This is a genomic window from Psychromonas sp. B3M02, from assembly GCF_003318165.1.
Taxonomy (GTDB): Bacteria; Pseudomonadota; Gammaproteobacteria; order Enterobacterales; family Psychromonadaceae; genus Psychromonas.
Window position 1 is genome coordinate 75,181 of sequence record NZ_QOCB01000014.1, and the last position, 18,354, is coordinate 93,534.

Consider the following 18,354-nt stretch of genomic DNA (forward strand, 5'->3'; position numbering starts at 1 on the left):
AATAACTTATTTCATGCCCATTTATTAATACTAATTAATGGGCTATCTAGCTGTTTATTCTCGATTAATGGTTAATGAACCATCAATATGTAAATCGCGTTGCGGATAAGCGACACAAATATTGTGCTCTTCAAAGAGTTCCTCTAAACGGAATCGGATATTACTGCGCATCACACGTAAACCACCTTCCGCACTAGAGTCTAACCAAAACGTTACTTCAAACATTAAGGCATTATCACCGAAGTCTTCAAAGGTAACGACGGGCGCAGGGTGAGCAACGATCTTGGTTTGCTCCGTGGTAGCTTGTGCAATTAAGTCGGCGACTTTTCTTGCTGGTGAACCATAGGCAACACCGACCCTTACCGAGGATCTCACTAAGCTATCAATTAAGGTCCAATTGACCACGGTATTTTCTAATAGTTTACTGTTAGGGATCAGTAGATGAACACCGTCAACACGCTTAATACGTGTTGAGCGAGTATTGATCTCTTCTACTACGCCTTTTGCATCTTCAACTTCTAAAAAATCTCCGATACGAATAGGGCGTTCCCACATTAAAATCCAACCACTGATGAAGTTGTTAATAATATTTTGTGCACCAAAGCCAACACCGATGGCAATAGCACCGGAGAGAAAGGCAAAAGCGGTGATTGGTACATTAATCAATTCCAAGGTCGTCACTAATAAAATGGCCATGGCAATGACATAAAAAACACGCAACAATAAGTGTATGATATTGGGATCAACTTTTTTATTAATCAATCGCTTAGTGATTAATTTGGCGACCCAACGGGTTAATACAATGCCAATTAATATAACCGCAGGAATTAATAACAAGTGGGTAACTGTGATCGCTTGTCCAGAGACTGTGATTAACTTGTAAGATAAAATTTCGTTAATATGTGATAAGTCCATTTAATGCCCCTTTAGGCTTTTTCGTTAGGTTTAACCGAATCTGATTTAGTCTTGTTAGTTTAGTTCATTTACAACTTAAGGTATTGATATTGTATTAAAATACTGGCTTATTTTTTAGTCCTGCGAGAGGTGCCGCGTTTCTTATGATAAGCAGGCCAAGTGAATATGCTGAGTATCTATGGAGGTTCATAGAATATTAAAAGGTGACTAAAAGCAAAACCTAGCTTAACCTCAACTTTGTTAGGATCAAATCATCTACAAAGAGAAATATTATGATCAGATGTATGTTATTAAAATCAGATAAGTCGTGCACTTACGGCGATCAGTCTTTAATTGAGTTATGGCAACAAAATCCAAGCTACCAAATCTGGATAGACTTTGATAGTCACGATCAGGCTCAAGAAAAAAGTTTGTTGAAAGAGTTAGGCTGTCATTCTTTGGCCATTACCGATGCGCAACGAGATCGTCATCCGCCTAAAATAGAGTTATTTGATAACTATATTTTTATGTTGTATCGAGGTATCTATCATCCTGGTGATGACTTAGTGTTTGATCATTTGCAAATCAGCATGTTTGTGGGCACTAATATTGTGATCACTTCTCATCGTAAAACATCGATGTCCATCGACAAGTTATTTAGTGAAGAAGGGCAGAAGTATTTATCAAAAAGTCCTATTACCTTAGCCTTACGTATCTTCCATTATAGCTGTGGTATTTATCTGCAAAAACTCTTTGAGTTTGAAGAAAAGCTAGAGTCCATTGAAGATAAGTTTCAAATGGGGGGCGACGATAAAATGATGCAAGAGATCACTCTCTATCAGTCGCGCTTAACTAAGTTAAAACGTACCTTTAATTACCACAGCAACATAGGTAGTGAATTAAAGATATTAGTCACTGATGAAACGCCTATTATCAATCAGGCTGACCTGCATACGGTGACCGATGTGCATGAACGTATTGAACGTTTATTAAGTTTATCGCAAATGCACTACGATATTTGCAGTGACTTAGTCAATGGTTATTTATCTGTTACTTCACATCAACTGAATGCCACGATGCGAGTGTTAACCGTGATCACCGCTATCTTTATCCCGTTGGGGTTTTTAGCTGGTTTGTATGGGATGAACTTTGAATATATTCCAGAGTTAAAGCTGGCTAATGGTTACTTTTATTTATTGGGGGTGATGGGCTTTATTTCAGTCAGCTTAATATTGTTATTTAAGAAAAAGCGCTGGTTGTAAGTATTTGTAAATAAGACTAGAGGTTGTTGATCTTTGCCGTTCGAATTTTGTTCAACACAGCGCGTTTTGATCGAGGCAGACGAGGTTTAGCCTAGTCATTCTAAGCAAATCTCGGCTAACAAAGGGCATAACGTGCTGTGTTGAACCCGAAGGGCTGCATTTGTGACTATTTCTACTGTGTTTTCGTTTATTTATGTAGAATAACTACACTACATAAGCTCAGCCTTGTATGAATAGCTGCAAAAACAAACTCGAAAGATCAACAGCCCCTAGATGCTCACTGCTATTATGCTGCAAGCATCTAGTGCTTTATATCTTGTTTACCATAAGCGTTAAGCCTTGTAATTAATCATTTTTTTACAAGACGTTAACCAAAGTGGGCTAATTAATAACGAGAGGGCAATAACACAAATTGCCAGCTGATAACCGTAGCCATTAATAATATTTGATTGTTTACCAACTGCTGCTAATACAAAACTGAACTCACCTATTTGTGATAACAGCGCACCGGTATAAATACTCTCTTTCCATGAAAAATCAGACATCTTTAAGATACCTGCATTGATAAAGGTGTTAATTAACAAAGCTGCGATCACCAAAGAAACAACTTGTAACCAGTTAGCCATTAAGAAATCCAAGTCTAGCATCATGCCTACAGAGATAAAAAACAGCGCAACAAACAAGACTTTTAATGAGTTTAAGTTATGGTGAACCCATTGGGTCTCTTTCGCTGCGCCAATTAGCATTCCGCCTAAGAACGCTCCGAGAGCGGTAGATAGCTCAAACCAAGCCGTTAACATAGACAACCCAAAACATATTCCCAAACCAGCAAATAGCTGTAACTCATGGTCATGCTTCAACCATTTTGCCAGCGGAATATGGACCTCTTTTTTAATGATAATAAAGGCCAGCAATGCTGCGGCAGCAATGGAACCAATCACTTGTCTGCCTACGTGTGCATTTTCAACAACATCGGTTTGATATAACCCAATAATAATCAACATTGGGATGATTGCTAAATCCTGCGCTAATAGAATCGCTAATGCACCTTGCCCTACTTTAGAGTCTAGAGTATTGCTGTCTTGCAATAGCTTGATCACAATCGCTGTACTACTTAAGCTGATCACAAAACCAATCAGAATCACTCGTTCAATTCCCCAATGGAAAAACAAGCCTAGTATCCAAACAAAGGTGACACTTAAAATAATTTGAAATAGGGTGCCAAAAATAGCCAGTTTCCAATTCTCTACTAACTTTTTGGGATCGGTTTCCATGCCGACAAAAAACAATAGGAAGACCACACCTGCAGCGCCTAAGCGGGCTATGGTGTCGGTGTCGGTGATCAGTGAAAGCCCCCAAGGGCCAATAACAATACCAACGATTAAGTAAGCAATAACATGTGGTTGATGAAATAACTTTAGAATAAAACCTAAAGCCAACACAATAAAAATGATACTAACCATTTGTGGCATAAAAGGATCTAAGTGCATAACAACTCTTTATTCATGTTTAGGCGCTATCCCTACTCTTTGAACAGCCTTGCTATGGCTGAAATAAGTGCTTTAGGTTTTGTATAACGCGCAAATTGTAATGGTGAGAATAGTACAATATACTCGATTAATCCCTTATTCATGTGAACTCACAAATGATTACACAACAATTTATTTGGTTTATCGACAGTCGCTTTTTTTATCAAACCACGTCATTAGATAAGATGATCCACCTTATCCAACCCAACCAAAAAACACTGCAAATTATCATCGATGCAAGTGCACAACTCAAGGGGCGCGGATATTGGCATTTATTTTCAAATAAAGAAATATTATCTGATGAAATAATGACAAAAATAGAGTTAAAAAAAGCAAAACTACTTAAATACTTTGCAATGAATGCTATTGATGTCGAAATTAGCATTAATCAATCTTCTGATTACCTCTCGGTTTTAAATGCCGAGGTCGCGAATGACCCACAAAGTGTCGTTGTTATTGAAGATAATGCAGTCGCTCAGCGACACTCTATTTTTCAGCGTTTAACTGCGATTAAAGCGCCTTTACTATTGTTAAGTAAGCGGGCTTGGCAACAACCTTTGAGTATTGTTGCTGCTGTAGACCCTCTCCATGAGTATGCTCGCTCTGGAGGATTAGATGCGAATATTGTTGCATTGACTGAACGTTGGGCTAAGCCATTAAAAGCAACTTGGGTGGTGACACATTGCTATTATGTTACCTCGGTATTAAGCCAATATAAAAATAAGATGTTGTCTCAGCATAAACAAGGGTTGATGGAGTTTGCTAAAAAACAACGAATTGCTGCAAACCAATGTGTCTTATTAGAAGGTATTCCTGAGGAGGCATTAGCTTCCTATATTAAGAAAAATAACAGTCATATTTTAGTGATGGGGTTAGTGGCACGTAACAAGTTAGCGCAATTGTGGGTTGGCAGTACTACAACGGCGATCTTAAATGACTTACCTTGCGATCTCTTATTATTGAAAAAATAATGGCCGATTAATAATACCAAAGGACACAAGAGGCACTTTGGTATCATTGTGTTTATTAACGGTTTCTTACTCGGTAAATATCCAGCAGCGCAATTACCCATACTGCCAACATAAGGTAAGTATAGAAATCTAGGGTTTGCATACTCCCTCCTGTACTGGTTAGGGCATTTGAAATGGACGAAACATCCATCCCTACTTGACCATGTTCAATTTGCGCCACAACTTGGTTCGCTTTTTCCATTATCTGCTTGAACAGCAAAATCATAGGGATAGAGAAGCTAATAATAAAGACAGCAGCAGATAGATAACGCTTTAATGAAAGGTGGCCAAAACCTGGATAGATAAGTGCTGAAAGTAGAGCTGCTTTTAATGATTTGTTCATGAATAAAAACCCGATGATACTTTATAAAAGTATATTGTGAAAAACGATAGCGAACACTTTATGAGTGTGATTACAGCGCGTTGATGTTAACGTGGAGTCATCATATATCAATTATATTGTTTCTGATCTTTTCATCCTTTACAAATATTAATGATATTGTTCAGTGAAGTCGATTTATCGTATCACGCTAATAATAGGGGGCATAACATGATACTCGATTCCTTCAAATTAACTGGCAAAGTGGCTGTGGTTACTGGCTGTAATACTGGGTTAGGGCAAGCAATTGCGATTGCGCTCGCGGAAGCGGGTTGTCATGTTGTGGGCATTAATCGTAGTGCGCCTGACGGCACCATTGATAAAATGAAAGAGGGGGGATATCGTTTTCTTGACCTACGTGCCGATCTGTTAAATCAAACTCAAATCCCTAATTTAATTAAACAGGCCATAGATGAATTTGGACGAATTGATATTTTGGTGAATAACGCAGGTATTATTCGTCGAGAGGATGCTATCGATTTTGCTGAGCAAGACTGGGACGATGTAATGGATGTTAATGCCAAAACAGCCTTCTTTATGTCACAGGCGGTAGCTAAGCAGTTGATTAAGCAAGGTGAGGGTGGAAAGATTATTAATATTGCCTCTATGCTGTCCTTTCAAGGTGGGATAAGAGTGCCATCCTACACTGCTTCTAAAAGTGCGTTGATGGGGTTAACTCGTGCCATGGCTAATGAATGGGCCATACATAATATCAATGTAAATAGTATTGCTCCGGGTTATATGGAAACTAACAATACTGCTGCACTCAGAGAAGATGCTGAGCGTAATCAAGCTATTTTAGCGCGTATACCAGCGCAACGTTGGGGGAAGCCAGTTGATGTGGCTGGACCTTGTGTTTTCTTAGCCTCAGAAGCGGCTAGTTATATGCACGGTTATACCATTGCTGTGGATGGTGGCTGGTTAGCCAGGTAATTAAGTTTAATGAGAGTATTCAATCTATGATGGACCTGCTGTTTTTTGCGCAACTAATTGGCTTTATGAGTTTTGTATTAGGTATTTGTACCTTCTTTCAAAAGGATGATAAAAAGTTAAAAATCATGATGGTGATATTTAACTTAAATCACCTTGTACATTATCTCTTATTAGGCTCGATAGTATCAGCACTGAGTGCCTTGTTATCAGCTTTTAGAACCGTCACCGCTATTTATATATCTTCGTTAGCAGTTGCTTTAGTGTTTATTGGGGTTGGTTTAAGCAGTGCCCTCTATTTTTCTGAGAGCATTTGGGATCTGTGGTCTATGCTAGGCATGAGTATTGGCACTTATGCTGTGTTTGTTTTAAAAGGCATTAAAATGCGCATTGCCTTTTTAATCGGTGCGGTATGTTGGTTAATCAATAATATTTTAGTAGGGTCGATTGGCGGTACCTTGTTAGAAGCTACATTAATAACGGTGAACCTCAGTACCATCATACGGATAGTAAGAGATAATCGAAAAATGCCTAAGGTTGAAGAGAGTGTCATTGGGCATTAGTTAAAGTACTTATGCCCAGTTAAAGCTTCTTTAAGGTGCTGTTACTTTGGATAATTCAGGTACCATTTCATCTATCAGGTATTGAATTGATAAATAGCTAAAGAAGGAGAACGCGCCACCAACAAGGTCGCCGGTAAAGTACTCTTTATGGTTTTTGTAGAAAGGCATACGTTGACGGAAGATGGCTGTACTGGCACTTTCAATCGCTTGTTCAGAGCCTAACCACACCACAATATCATTGTTTAAAATATCTAATCGCTCTTCGCTGAATGAAGCATAAAAGGCATCACCTGCTATCTGGTCAATTTCTGCTGGAATAACAAACCCTAAGCTAATTAAAAACTGTGAGCGTAGATCTTTACTGGCATAAGCACCTGGTTGTTTATTATAGTAAAACGCCACTGCAGCGGTTTTTCCTTCAAACTCTGGGTGTTGCGTTTTTATTGTTTGTAATTTTTGCTTTAAGGTTGCTACGTGTTGTTGTGCGAGGTCACTGTAGCCAAGTGCTTCACCAATCATTAAATGACGTACATCCCAAGGAATGGTCCATTTTTCATAATTAGTAGGGCCGGCCAGTGTCGGCGCAATCGCATTTAGCTTTTGGTACTCTTTTTCATCCATGGCGGCCGAAACGGCAATAATCAGATCTGGTTTTAATGCTGCGATTGCTTCGTAATCTATAATTCTAGGATCGAGTAATACCGGTTTGGCATCACCTAAGGCTGATTGTGCCCATGGCCACACACCGTAAGGTTGGTTGCCATACCAATCACGTATTGCGATTGGTTTAACGCCAAAAGATAAAATATCATCGTGGTCAACCTGACCCACAGACACTACCTTTAATGGTTTTTTATCCATGGTTAATGTGCCATATTGATGTGTGATAGTGACCGGAAAAGCAAATACACTGATACTCAGGCATAAGCCGATTAATCCTGCGATCCATTTCATAATTATCCCTTACCTTAGTTTTTTTTGGTGATCAATAAATAAGCGAACAAAGGGGCGCCTATTAATGCTGTGACAGAGCCTGCCGCTAGTTGTGTCGGAGCAAATACACTTCGCCCAATAAGATCAGCAATCAGCACTAGCAAAGCCCCCACTAATGCGGTTAAAAAAAGATGGTTAGCTGGTCCAGAGCGCACTAATTTGCGAGCTAAATGTGGAGCGAGCAAACCAATAAAGCCTAATGGCCCTACAACTGCAGTGGCAATTGCTGCTGCCGCAACGGAGATAGACAGTTGCATTAACATAATGGCTTTTAAGTTGATGCCTAAGCCAATGGCCACTTCATCCCCTAAACTGATCACCGACATCATTCTTGCTTGATAGAGGGTTAAGCTGATGATCAGCATAAAAGCCAGTGCGAGTACGTGTACATCGTGCCAATTACTATTATGCGTACTTCCCGCTAGCCAAGATAAAGCTGCCATTGCTGAGGGTAAGTCACCATAGGTTAATAAACTGGAGATAATGGCGCTAATAAAAGCAGCAACCCCAACCCCCAATAAAATAAATTTAAGTGGGTGACCGTTACCACGTAATAATTGGATCACAATGGCAATGGTCACTGCGCCAATAAAAGCCGCAATCTCACGCCAATTATCAATATAACTGGGAAATAAAATGGTTAAGGTAACCACAGCTAACGCTGCACCTTGACTGATCCCAACCAAGCTAGGATCAGACAAAGGATTCCGTGTCATATTTTGTAATAACGCGCCAGAGAGGGCAAATAAGGCACCGCTTAATAGAGCGACTAAACTCCTTGGTAAACGAAACTCCCATATAATAACGTTGGCTTGTGGATCGAGTATCGCTTGTTGTTGTCTTAGTAAACTCATCACACTGTCATGTAAAGAGAGTGGATAACTACCCTCTGTTATCGCATATAAAAAAGTACCAAACAGCACGGCGGTTAGCAGTGCCGTATATAATAGTGCATGACTATTAAAACGTAATGAGACAGCTTGTTTACATAAACGCAGGGTATAGTGCATTAACGAACCCTCACTTTAACTAACCAGATAAATAATGGTGCACCGATTAAAATAGTGATCAAGCCTGTAGCAATTTCATGTGGTTGAATTAACCAACGAGCCAGAGAGTCAACAAATAATAGATATGCCGCACCGAGTAACATCGAGTAGGGAACAATCCAACGGTAATCTGCCCCAACCCAAAAGCGTACAACATGCGGAATAACCAAGCCGATAAACCCAAGTGGTCCGGCTAACGCGACAGATGCAGAAGTTAGCATCACCACACAAACTAGTAATTGCCATTTTCGACGGGCGATATTAATCCCTAATCCAGTGGCAACCTCTTCACCCATGGATAACGCGGTGACACTGGGGGCGAGTACAATCGCAGCCACCAAGCCAATGATGATCCATGGTAAGCACCAATATAAGGTGGTTAAATTGCTCGCTAATAAGGAGCCAACTAACCAGGTACGCATCTCTTCAAAGGTTTGTTGATCTAACAAGTGATGGATGGCTAATAACGCGCCAGTGAATGCAGTAAATGCTGATCCTGATAAAATTAAACTTAAGGGGGTAATACCGCCGGCTACTCTAGATGCAATACTCCAAACAATCACAGCGCTGACTAATGCACCTAAAGCCGCCACTAAGGGTAACCATATTAAGGATGCACTGCTTACAAAGGTTGACCAATAGACAACCGCTAAGGCTCCGCCGGTAAGCATGCCTAATAAACCTGGATCAGCCAGTGGGTTGCGGGTAACTCCCTGCATTAATGCACCAGAAACTGCTAAACAAGCGCCGACACAGATCGCGATAATCGCTCTTGGTAAGCGTAGCTCTTGGATAATAAGGTGATTAAAGTTATCTTCATTGTAGGCGTAAAAGGATTGCATCAGTTCATTGATTGCAATGGTTTTTGTGCCAATGGAGAGGTGCCAAATTAATGCGATAAATAATAAGCCAAGCATCACCACTATGCCTGACCAACTTAACCATCTTGAATGACTCATGAAACTACCTGAGCTGGTTGTTGAGTGCTTGGAATACAAACTAAAGCACGGCTATCCGGATCTTTTATTATTTTGGCATTTAAGCCAAATACTGCTTGTAGATTATCTGCGTTGAAAACCTGTTCGGGCGTACCTTGTGCATATATATTGCCATCTTTCATCATGATTAGATGGTCGGCATAGGTCGCGGCTAAATTAAGCTCGTGCAATACAATCACCAGAGTGCGTTGATGCTGGTGGGCTAACTCACTAAGTAAGTTTAATAGGTCAACTTGTACCTTTAAATCTAAGTAGGTGGTAGGTTCATCCAATAAGATAATATCTGTCTGTTGTGCTAATACCATCGCAATCCAACAGCGTTGCCGTTGCCCACCGGAAAGGTCAGCAATGGAGCGATCTGCTAACATCTCAACATTTGCCTGCTGCATCGCTTGATTGACTGCTTGCTCGTCCTCTTTACTCCATTGTTTTAAAAAGCTTTGGTGTGGATAACGCCCCTGTGATACTAACTCTTTAACCGACAAACCTTCCGGAGCGATTGGACCTTGGGGTAATAGCGCCATCATTTTGGCTACTTGTTTAGCTGGCTGTTGATGAACCGCTTTACCATTTAACAAAACTTGACCACTGATAGGAGGCAATACACGTGCTAAACATTTTAATAACGTAGATTTACCACAGCCATTAGAGCCAATTAATATACTCATTTTGCCGGGTTGAATATTTAAGTTAACCCCTTTCACGATTGGGCTATCATAACCGACGACTAAATTATCCGTGGTCAGACTAATGGTGGAAGCAGAGGCTTGATTGTTTGGAGTCATGATTTGGTGCTTATTGTTTATTTTTATGTATTTTAGGGCAGTTTGCACAAAGCTCTTCATCTATTTTATCAGCCAAGCAGCAACTGCTTCTGACAAACTCGATACTATTGTCTGGATTACTTGTGAGTGTCTCTAATAACTTTTGCGGTAATCCCATTGCTTCTACCCAAAGAGTTGCATGGGATAAAATATCTTGGCCACTAAAGTCGCTGACTAATGCTTTGACCTTAAGTAAATTACCAAAAATCAAATCGGCAACAAAACGGTCTGCATAACCTGGACGACAACGTTCAACGTTATCTAGCTGGACTCGGTAATGCTCAATTAAAGGGGCTAAATGTAATTTTGTTTGTGCGATTAGTTGCTGTGGAGTGCCGCTAACCATCTGCTCACTTTGAAAAGTGAAGCCGATAATCGCATTGTGTTGACGTTGTTGTTTAAATTGAGAAAAGTCAGGCAGCCTTTGTAAGCCATAGATACTGATAAAGGCAATATAGATAGGTTGCCAACATAGCAGATGCCACACGCGCGCTTGATAGTACGCTTCACCTGCGTCAGGGAACAGTCTTTTTAAATCATTTCGTAACGCGATAATAGTCGCTTGATCATAATGATTGCCTTGTAGCCATTGGTCATCTTCAACTGTGGTTAAAAATGTAGAGTCTAACGTTTCAAATTTACCATCCAAATAGGGGATAACTTGTCTACATAAGTTAAGCATAGAGGTTAATGAATCTGTTTGTAGGGTTCGATTAGACATAATGGGTTAAGGGGCGAAAGCGCCTATTAAATAATATAGGTGATAGAATTAAGCGTACGGTTAGGTATGCCTCAAGTATAGGGTTATCAATCTTTGATAATAGTTATCGTTATCTTATTGGATGATATATGAGCTATTTTTTGATTGCAACACTCGGTAAGTAAACAAGGTGGAAATGCGCACTATATATTGCTCGGTAATATAATCAGAGAGTAATACCAATTGCATTAAATAAGCGATCTCAATTTTACGCAGGAAAAATGACTTAGTTTAAGGCGTAATTTAAGCCTCTCGACGATTAACTTCGTTAATAGTCTGACTGGGAATTAAGCAAAAGATGTTAATGCTTTAATAGTGGTTCTATTGGCGAAAATAACAATGAAGGAGTCAGTTATTTTAACAAGCAAAATAGATTAGTTACTTAGTGTGATTGGTATAAATAGGCAGTTAAACCAACCCCCTCACTGGGTGATTGGTTGTATCTTTTGCTTTTTATGAGGAAAGTTTACATTTAGGTTGTTTGCTTTAGACAACACGCTTTTGCAAAGGCTCGGTAAAGCCATGGCTTAGTTCAGTGATGAGGGAACCTAATATTTCTAAACCGGGTAAAATTTTATCGCTGTTCATGGCAGAGAAACCTAATCGAATATAATTCTTAGGGGCGTCTTTTTGCATGAATAACGTATCGCCCGATTCAATTAATATGCCATGCTGCGCGGCTTTATCACGTAAATCATGGCTAGCTACATTAATAGGCAAGGCAATCCAAAAGCAAAAACTGCCTGGAGTTGCATGTATTTTGCAGGAGCTGAGATATTTCTTAACACCTTGCTCCATCAATAACCATCGTTTTTCAAAGGTACGACGCATACGTCTAACATGACTATCGTAATAACCTTGGCTAATAAATAGCGCGACAATACGTTGGTTATTTGAAGGTGGGTGACGGTAATGTAAAGCACGCAGTTTACGTAACTCGGTGATTAAAGAGCTATCTGCCACTAGATAACCAACACGAATGCCTGGCGTTAAAGATTTAGATAAACTGCCTACATAAATAACACGGCCATCTTGGTCAAAGCTTTTTAATGCAGGTAATGGTTGTTCAATGAAATTAACTTCACTCTCGTAATCATCTTCGATAACGATAAAGTCATCTTTACAAGCTTGCTCTAATAATCCTTTACGACGTTCTACATTCATGGTCACTGTGGTTGGGTACTGATGGCTTGGTGTAGTGAAAACATAATCACAGTCTTTTAACTGCTTACCTAATTTTAAACCTGCATTATCAATGTCCAGTGGTTTAACTGGGCTATCACATAAAGAGATAATATGACGTAAGTTTGCATAGCCTGGATTTTCAACACCAAAGGTTACCGACTGATCGGCTAACAGGTTGGTTAATAAAAACAGTGAATTTTGTGTGCCTAAAGTAATGAGGATCTCTTCAGGCTTGGCTGTGATACCTCGTTTTGACAGAATTTGCTGACGAATTTGCGAGACCAGTTGTGGGTCATCCATATCGATATAACCCTCTACCCATTCATGTAACTTACCTTTACTTTCAGCAATACGTGAACACTCTCGCCATTGATAGAGCGGAAATTCACTGACATCAATGTGCCCATAAATAAATGGATATGGATATTTTAACCAATTTTCATCTTTATTTAAGGTGGATAATTGACTTGGTTGCTTCAACATTCGTTTCGACCAGTCCGGTTGGCGAGTCGTACGATGTACCCCTTCAGGGTCTGCTTGCACTGAATTGGTGAGACGTTGCACCATAAGTAGATCAGGGTGAACGAAGAACCCACTGCGCTTACGTGCAACTAAATACCCTTCATCGACTAAGCTTTCATACACCAGCACTACCGTATTACGTGATACTTTTAATAGCTGTGCCATCTTTCTACCTGATGGTAAGGCTTTGTCACCAAAGGTATCTTGCTCAATAAGCTCGACTAATTTTTCACGGATCTGTTGCTGATAAGTACTATTTTGATGCAATTCAATATTTATTAAAAAATCAACCATTACGTCACCTGTATAAATTTCGAGCAAATTATGTGGTGAAATATGTTGCTTGTTTTCAATGCAACTCACCACCTTATAGATAGGCAATTTTTAAGCCAATTTTTTTAAAGTGCTGAGGCCAAAATTTAACTTGTGGCCCATTAATTTCAAAAATTGGCTCTGTTACTTATTTTGTTCAAGTGTAGTTTAAATAAGGAAAGCGCATCACGCAGATACAATAAAAATAATAAAAAGTGATTTATGAGTGTGCTAGAGCAGGAAAAATATTTTAGCAAGTGATAATAAACGCCTATTTTACCTAAATTCAATAGAGATGTCGTTAATGACACTAACAATAAAAAAATAATGGGTGAAAAACCTATATCTACATTCTCTTTTATACTCTTTTAATGGTCTGCTATTGTTTAATAGACCATGCAATGATCCGGCTGGGGATTTATAAATCATATTTTGACAATAAAAAGTGGTGTTTAGCAAACTATTATGTTGCAAGTCATTAGGTAATTTAAGGAAAACAAAAGAATAATCGTATCACGATTAAATAGTTTATTAACTGGTTGTTTTTATTATTGGTTTTTGTTTGTTAATCTGTTTTATGATTAACCAGCGTACTCCAATAATAACAATTGGGTAATGAGAATGTTGGCATAACAGGTTATGCCATGAAAGTAAGTATGTTAGCTCGTATGCTGCATATGAATCTGGAAAATTCTTTTTTAGATTCAATTAGGATTCTCGCTCTTATATTTATTATTTGTGCGAAAAAATCATCATAAAAAATGAGGTAATGGAAATGCAAAAAACGAAACTTATTAAAGCCCTTTCACTGACTGCAGGTCTAGTGTTATCAACGAGTGCGTTATCAGCAACATGGAAAATGGCTGTTGGTGATGGCGGTGGCAGTGCTCAAGAGGCATTAGGTATTAAATTTTCAGAAGTACTTGCTGAAAAGACCAATGACAAAATAACATCAACATTATTTGTTAATGGGCAGCTAGGTTCTGAACAAGCAACAGTGAATGACGTGGCATTAGGCACATTAGATATGTCAATCATCGCCGCTAACAACTTAGCACCTTTTAGTCCTTCTGTTGGCCTACTTGCTTTGCCATATATTTTTGAAAATATTGACCAAGCAGAAAAAGTGATTAACAGTGATATCGAAAAACGCCTAACTGAAACCACATTACAGCAAGCAAATGTACGTATCGTTGCTTGGAGCTATTCTGGTTTCCGTATGTTAACTAACTCAAAACGCCCTGTGAAAAATCTAGATGATTTGAAAGGCCTGTTTATTCGAGTGCCAAAAAGCGACCTGATCATTAAAACATATCAATCTTTTGGCGTTAACCCAACACCAGTTGCATGGTCTGAAACATTCACTGCACTACAGCAGCAAGTTGTTGATGGTCAAGAAACACCTTATGCAGCGATTTACTCAATGAAATTTGCTGAAATCCAAAAATACCTAACAGAGACACACTATTTATTTGCTCTTGAGCCGTTAATTATGTCTGAATCTCTTTTCCAGGACCAATCTAAAGAAGTACAACAAGCTATCTTAGAAGCAGGTAAAGAAGCGACTGAGTACAGTCTTTCTTGGATTAAAGAAAAAGAAAGCAGCATCAAAGAAGAGCTAGTGTCTAAATACGGCATGGAAATCGACCAGTTAGAAGATGAAGCTGAGTGGGTTAAAAAAGCACAAGCAGGTGTATGGCCTGAATTTTATGAGCAAGTAGGCGGTAAAGATAAAATTAATGAATTACTGAGCCTATTAGGTCGTGAAAAGATTTAAAAGGTAGTTTGAAAAGGGAGTGGAAACACTCCCTTTTTATTAGTGCAGATGACATTAGCATAACCACCTATTTTAAGAGCAAGGTGCTGCTCTCTCTCAAGGGAACAGGGACACAACAATGAAAATAATTTTAAAAATATTTGATAACTTAGAAAGCTATCTATGTAGGGCATTACTAGTAACTTTTGTTACTCTGCTTTTTGCTCAAATTCTCTCCCGCGAACTATTTGGTCATTCCATTACTTGGAGTGAAGAACTATCGGTTTATCTCTTCGTATGGTTTGTTTTTCTTGGTTCAAGTTACGCGGCAAAATTATCAGCGCATAACCGTGTTACTTTTCACTACAAATGGTTACCACAGAAGCTTCGTACTTTTTGTGAGTTAGCTTCAGACCTATTATGGGTAAGCTTTAACAGCTACTTTATTTACCTAAGCTATGATTTTGTTTTTAACAGAATGAACTTGTTCTGGAAATCTCAAACGCTGGGTATCCCAATGAAATATATCTACTTAATTCTACCGATCGCCTTTGTGTTAATGACGATCCGTATCTTACAAGTTAACTACTTAAAATATATTAAAGGTGTTGAGGTGATTGACCCTGAATCACAAGAGATGAATGAGTTAATGAACCACGACATGCAAGAAGAATCTGCAATTGATGATGCACAGCAGAAAACTAATACAGGGAAGGGAGAATAACCTATGAGTGAAGCATCCATAGTAATGGTCCTATTTGGATCCTTCTTAGCCTTATTGATTTTAGGCGCACCGGTCATGGTGTCATTAGGTATTGCTGCTTTAGCATCATTTTTCTACCTAGATGAAAACCCAATTAAATTTGTACAAATCGCTTTTAACTCAGTGGGTTCTTTTCCACTAATGGCTTTACCTGCGTTTATATTAGCAGGTGCGTTGATGGAAGCTTCTGGCATATCCAAGCGATTAGTGACGCTAGCTGAAAGCTTTGCTGGCCCTGTAACAGGCGGTATGTCTGCGGCAGCTATCTTAGCGTGTATGTTCTTTGGCGCGATTTCAGGATCAGGCCCTGCGACAACTGCTGCGGTAGGAATGTTAATGATCCCTGCCATGGTAAACCGTGGTTACGACAAAGGTTATGCCTCAGCGGTGACAGCGTCATCAGGTGGTTTAGGGATTGTAATTCCACCTTCTATCCCTATGGTTATTTTCGGTATTTCAGCGTTGGGGTTAGCGGTGCCACTAGATGCGATCGCCAAACACGGTGAGTTCCAAAGCATCTCAATTCCAAAAATGTTTATTGCTGGTTTCTTACCTGGTGTGGTGATGTCTGTAGGTTTAATGACCTTAAACTACATTCAATGTCGTCGTTATGGCTTTAAAGGTAGCGGTGAAGGTTGGTCTGTTGCACAGATTGGTAAAGCAGCTCGAGACGGTATTTGGTCTATTTTAGCGCCATTAGTGATTCTAGGTGGTATTTACTCTGGTTTCTTTACCCCAACTGAGTCAGCTATTATTGCTATTTTCTATACTTTATTTGTAGGTATCTTTATCCATAAAGAGTTGAAAATAAAAGATCTGGTTCACTCGTTAGAAACAACAACTTGGTTATCTGGTCGCGTGTTATTGATTCTATTTACTGCAACTGCCTTTGGTCGTATTTTGGTAGAAAACCAGATTCCTGCAATTGTGGCAGAATCTATGTTAAGTCTAACTGACAACCTATACTTAATTTGGTTATTAATTATCGCTTTCCTATTGTTTGTTGGGATGTTCATGGAAACATTAGCAGCGATTATGATTTTAACACCTGTATTGCTACCTGTTGCTTACACTTTAGGTATTGACCCAGTACATTTTGGCATCGTGATGGTATGTAGCTTATCAATTGGCTTCTCTACTCCGCCTTTGGGTGAGAACTTATTTGTTGCTTCAGGTATATCTGATACGCCTCTGGAAGAGGTAACGGCAAAAGCATTACCATTTGCATTAGTGTCTACGATTATGGTGATTATTATTGCCTACATACCGCAAATAGCCTTGACCATGCCAAGACTACTCGGATATTAAGTTGTTTAGTAGCCTGCTTTAGGTCAACTAAAGTAGGCTGACAATAAAGGGATAGATTATGTTTCAATTTGATAAAATTCTATACTGTACAGACTTATCGCAGGGCTCTAATGAGTGCTTTAAATACGCTGCGTTTTTAGCCAAAAAAACGGGTGCTGAAATACACGTATTACATGTTGTAGAAAAACTCTCTAGTGATGCAAGAATGGCGCTGGAAAGTTATGTGATGAATTCAGAACAACGTGCTGAAATGTTAGGATCGCGTAAGCGTCAAGCTAAAGCTAAGTTGGAAACTAAACAGGAAGATTTTTGGGCACAAGTTTCTGACCCCGAAGATTTGGCGGTAAGAAAGCAGATAAAATCGATAAATATTATTGAATCTTTTCCTATGGAAGCGATTTTAAAAAATTCACGAGAGCGTGAAGTGGACTTAATTGTTATGGGGACGCATGAAAAAGGTTTTGTTGAAACCTTTTTAGGGAGTGTTGCAAGGAATGTTCTAGCACGTTCACGTATCCCAGTGTTAGTAGTGCCACTGAAAGAACGTAAACGATAACCTACCATTTCACTTCAAGCCAAGTTAATCAATTAACTTGGCTTTTTTATTTCTCCCTTGCCGCCAACGTTTAAAAAAATATAATGCCCATAGGAATACCAATCACTCTCATTTTTTGATCTCTTTTAGCAGGTAAGGTGTCAGTTCATGGAATCTTCATTCTCAATATTTTCAACGGCTATTTTATTGTTTTTTATACTGGATCCATTTGGTAGTGTGCCTTTGCTATTAAGTATCTTAAAAAACATAGATAAAAAACGACACTCTAAAATCATTATTCGTGAAATGTTGATTGGTTTGGCTATCTTGATCATATTCCTATTTTTTGGTGAGCAATTCTTAAGCCTGTTTCACTTAGAAACTCCTGCGATTAGTCTTGCTGGTGGTATTATTTTCTTTGTAATCGCTTTAAAAATGATTTTTCCTAGCCCCGGTGGGGGGGACCTATTTGCTACTAGTAAAGGTGATGAGCCATTAGTGGTACCGATTGCTATACCGATGATCGCTGGCCCCGGTGCTTTAGCTACTTTATTGGTATTAGCCAAAACAAATGCAGAGCATACAGGTGGTTTATTTACCGCTTTATTATTAGCTTGGGTATTAGCGGTACTGGTGTTGCTATGTTCACCACAGCTTTATAAAATATTAAAAGACAAAGGTTTAAAAGCCTTAGAGCGTTTAATGGGCATGCTGCTATTAATGATGTCGGTACAAATGTTCATCGATGCTACACGTGTCTTATTGCCGACTTTTTAAATTAA

Annotated in this window: 18 protein-coding genes; 9 read left to right on the top strand and 9 right to left on the bottom strand. The window is 39.1% G+C overall.

What is annotated here, in order from left to right; translation table 11 throughout:
* Positions 1–54 precede the first annotated feature (54 nt).
* Entirely contained in the window at positions 55–915 is an 861-nt protein-coding gene (locus DS885_RS02200; RefSeq protein WP_113817769.1) for a mechanosensitive ion channel family protein, read from the bottom strand.
* Between the two features lie 272 nt (positions 916–1,187).
* Between DS885_RS02200 and DS885_RS02205 the strand changes: the two genes are divergently transcribed.
* Positions 1,188–2,156 (top strand): magnesium transporter CorA family protein, encoded by a 969-nt coding sequence (locus tag DS885_RS02205; RefSeq protein ID WP_113817770.1) that lies wholly within the window; start codon positions 1,188–1,190, stop codon positions 2,154–2,156.
* Positions 2,157–2,488: 332 nt separating this feature from the next.
* Here the strand turns inward: DS885_RS02205 and DS885_RS02210 are convergent, their stop codons facing one another.
* Entirely contained in the window at positions 2,489–3,646 is a 1,158-nt protein-coding gene (locus DS885_RS02210; protein WP_113817771.1) for a cation:proton antiporter, read from the bottom strand.
* Positions 3,647–3,801: 155 nt separating this feature from the next.
* Here DS885_RS02210 and DS885_RS02215 point away from each other — a divergent pair, with 155 nt between their 5' ends.
* Positions 3,802–4,656: a universal stress protein gene (locus DS885_RS02215; RefSeq protein ID WP_113817772.1), complete on the top strand. Its 855-nt coding sequence runs from the start codon at positions 3,802–3,804 to the stop codon at positions 4,654–4,656.
* 55 nt (positions 4,657–4,711) lie between these two features.
* On the opposite strand, the gene DS885_RS02220 is transcribed toward DS885_RS02215, so the two are convergent.
* A complete protein-coding gene (locus DS885_RS02220; protein ID WP_113817773.1) occupies positions 4,712–5,038 on the bottom strand; it encodes a hypothetical protein in 327 nt (108 codons plus the stop codon).
* 207 nt (positions 5,039–5,245) lie between these two features.
* Between DS885_RS02220 and kduD the strand changes: the two genes are divergently transcribed.
* Entirely contained in the window at positions 5,246–6,007 is a 762-nt protein-coding gene (kduD, locus tag DS885_RS02225; protein ID WP_113817774.1) for a 2-dehydro-3-deoxy-D-gluconate 5-dehydrogenase KduD, read from the top strand.
* 26 nt (positions 6,008–6,033) lie between these two features.
* Positions 6,034–6,567, top strand: coding sequence for a YgjV family protein (locus DS885_RS02230; RefSeq protein WP_113817775.1), 534 nt, complete (start codon positions 6,034–6,036; stop codon positions 6,565–6,567).
* Between the two features lie 30 nt (positions 6,568–6,597).
* Here DS885_RS02230 and DS885_RS02235 read toward each other — a convergent pair whose 3' ends face one another.
* From DS885_RS02235 to pdxR, 6 genes are all read right to left on the bottom strand, one after another.
* Positions 6,598–7,521, bottom strand: coding sequence for an ABC transporter substrate-binding protein (locus tag DS885_RS02235; protein WP_113817776.1), 924 nt, complete (start codon positions 7,519–7,521; stop codon positions 6,598–6,600).
* A 14-nt stretch (positions 7,522–7,535) separates the two neighbouring features.
* Positions 7,536–8,570, bottom strand: a complete 1,035-nt coding sequence (locus tag DS885_RS02240) for a FecCD family ABC transporter permease (RefSeq protein ID WP_113817777.1) — start codon at positions 8,568–8,570, stop codon at positions 7,536–7,538.
* Positions 8,570–9,568 (bottom strand): FecCD family ABC transporter permease, encoded by a 999-nt coding sequence (locus DS885_RS02245; RefSeq protein WP_113817778.1) that lies wholly within the window; start codon positions 9,566–9,568, stop codon positions 8,570–8,572. Before DS885_RS02245 ends, DS885_RS02240 begins: the two co-directional genes overlap by 1 nt.
* Positions 9,565–10,392, bottom strand: a complete 828-nt coding sequence (locus DS885_RS02250; RefSeq protein ID WP_113817779.1) for an ABC transporter ATP-binding protein — start codon at positions 10,390–10,392, stop codon at positions 9,565–9,567. The genes DS885_RS02245 and DS885_RS02250 overlap by 4 nt, the downstream gene beginning before the upstream one ends.
* 10 nt (positions 10,393–10,402) lie before the next feature.
* Positions 10,403–11,152 (bottom strand): siderophore ferric iron reductase, encoded by a 750-nt coding sequence (locus DS885_RS02255; RefSeq protein WP_113817780.1) that lies wholly within the window; start codon positions 11,150–11,152, stop codon positions 10,403–10,405.
* A 525-nt stretch (positions 11,153–11,677) separates the two neighbouring features.
* Complete coding sequence (gene pdxR, locus DS885_RS02260; RefSeq protein WP_113817781.1) at positions 11,678–13,192, bottom strand: MocR-like pyridoxine biosynthesis transcription factor PdxR; 1,515 nt, start codon at positions 13,190–13,192, stop codon at positions 11,678–11,680.
* Between the two features lie 793 nt (positions 13,193–13,985).
* Here pdxR and DS885_RS02265 point away from each other — a divergent pair.
* From DS885_RS02265 to DS885_RS02285, 5 genes are all read left to right on the top strand, one after another.
* Positions 13,986–14,987 carry a TRAP transporter substrate-binding protein gene (locus tag DS885_RS02265; protein ID WP_220149627.1) on the top strand — a complete coding sequence of 334 codons (1,002 nt, stop codon included), beginning with the start codon at positions 13,986–13,988 and terminating at the stop codon, positions 14,985–14,987.
* A 118-nt stretch (positions 14,988–15,105) separates the two neighbouring features.
* Complete coding sequence (locus DS885_RS02270; protein ID WP_113817783.1) at positions 15,106–15,690, top strand: TRAP transporter small permease; 585 nt, start codon at positions 15,106–15,108, stop codon at positions 15,688–15,690.
* Positions 15,691–15,693: 3 nt separating this feature from the next.
* Positions 15,694–17,037 (top strand): TRAP transporter large permease, encoded by a 1,344-nt coding sequence (locus tag DS885_RS02275; protein ID WP_113817784.1) that lies wholly within the window; start codon positions 15,694–15,696, stop codon positions 17,035–17,037.
* 58 nt (positions 17,038–17,095) lie between these two features.
* A complete protein-coding gene (locus DS885_RS02280; protein WP_220149628.1) occupies positions 17,096–17,593 on the top strand; it encodes a universal stress protein in 498 nt (165 codons plus the stop codon).
* Between the two features lie 147 nt (positions 17,594–17,740).
* Complete coding sequence (locus DS885_RS02285) at positions 17,741–18,349, top strand: MarC family protein (RefSeq protein ID WP_113817786.1); 609 nt, start codon at positions 17,741–17,743, stop codon at positions 18,347–18,349.
* The last annotated feature ends 5 nt before the right edge of the window (positions 18,350–18,354 follow it).

Excerpts from the sequence above, each read along its gene's own strand:
- DS885_RS02200 (WP_113817769.1), bottom strand. The coding sequence starts at position 915 with ATGGACTTATCACATATTAACGAAATTTTATCTTACAAGTTAATCACA.
- DS885_RS02205 (WP_113817770.1), top strand. The coding sequence starts at position 1,188 with ATGATCAGATGTATGTTATTAAAATCAGATAAGTCGTGCACTTACGGC.
- DS885_RS02210 (WP_113817771.1), bottom strand. The coding sequence starts at position 3,646 with ATGCACTTAGATCCTTTTATGCCACAAATGGTTAGTATCATTTTTATT.
- DS885_RS02215 (WP_113817772.1), top strand. The coding sequence starts at position 3,802 with ATGATTACACAACAATTTATTTGGTTTATCGACAGTCGCTTTTTTTAT.
- DS885_RS02220 (WP_113817773.1), bottom strand. The coding sequence starts at position 5,038 with ATGAACAAATCATTAAAAGCAGCTCTACTTTCAGCACTTATCTATCCA.
- kduD (WP_113817774.1), top strand. The coding sequence starts at position 5,246 with ATGATACTCGATTCCTTCAAATTAACTGGCAAAGTGGCTGTGGTTACT.
- DS885_RS02230 (WP_113817775.1), top strand. The coding sequence starts at position 6,034 with ATGATGGACCTGCTGTTTTTTGCGCAACTAATTGGCTTTATGAGTTTT.
- DS885_RS02235 (WP_113817776.1), bottom strand. The coding sequence starts at position 7,521 with ATGAAATGGATCGCAGGATTAATCGGCTTATGCCTGAGTATCAGTGTA.
- DS885_RS02240 (WP_113817777.1), bottom strand. The coding sequence starts at position 8,570 with ATGCACTATACCCTGCGTTTATGTAAACAAGCTGTCTCATTACGTTTT.
- DS885_RS02245 (WP_113817778.1), bottom strand. The coding sequence starts at position 9,568 with ATGAGTCATTCAAGATGGTTAAGTTGGTCAGGCATAGTGGTGATGCTT.
- DS885_RS02250 (WP_113817779.1), bottom strand. The coding sequence starts at position 10,392 with ATGACTCCAAACAATCAAGCCTCTGCTTCCACCATTAGTCTGACCACG.
- DS885_RS02255 (WP_113817780.1), bottom strand. The coding sequence starts at position 11,152 with ATGTCTAATCGAACCCTACAAACAGATTCATTAACCTCTATGCTTAAC.
- pdxR (WP_113817781.1), bottom strand. The coding sequence starts at position 13,192 with ATGGTTGATTTTTTAATAAATATTGAATTGCATCAAAATAGTACTTAT.
- DS885_RS02265 (WP_220149627.1), top strand. The coding sequence starts at position 13,986 with ATGCAAAAAACGAAACTTATTAAAGCCCTTTCACTGACTGCAGGTCTA.
- DS885_RS02270 (WP_113817783.1), top strand. The coding sequence starts at position 15,106 with ATGAAAATAATTTTAAAAATATTTGATAACTTAGAAAGCTATCTATGT.
- DS885_RS02275 (WP_113817784.1), top strand. The coding sequence starts at position 15,694 with ATGAGTGAAGCATCCATAGTAATGGTCCTATTTGGATCCTTCTTAGCC.
- DS885_RS02280 (WP_220149628.1), top strand. The coding sequence starts at position 17,096 with ATGTTTCAATTTGATAAAATTCTATACTGTACAGACTTATCGCAGGGC.
- DS885_RS02285 (WP_113817786.1), top strand. The coding sequence starts at position 17,741 with ATGGAATCTTCATTCTCAATATTTTCAACGGCTATTTTATTGTTTTTT.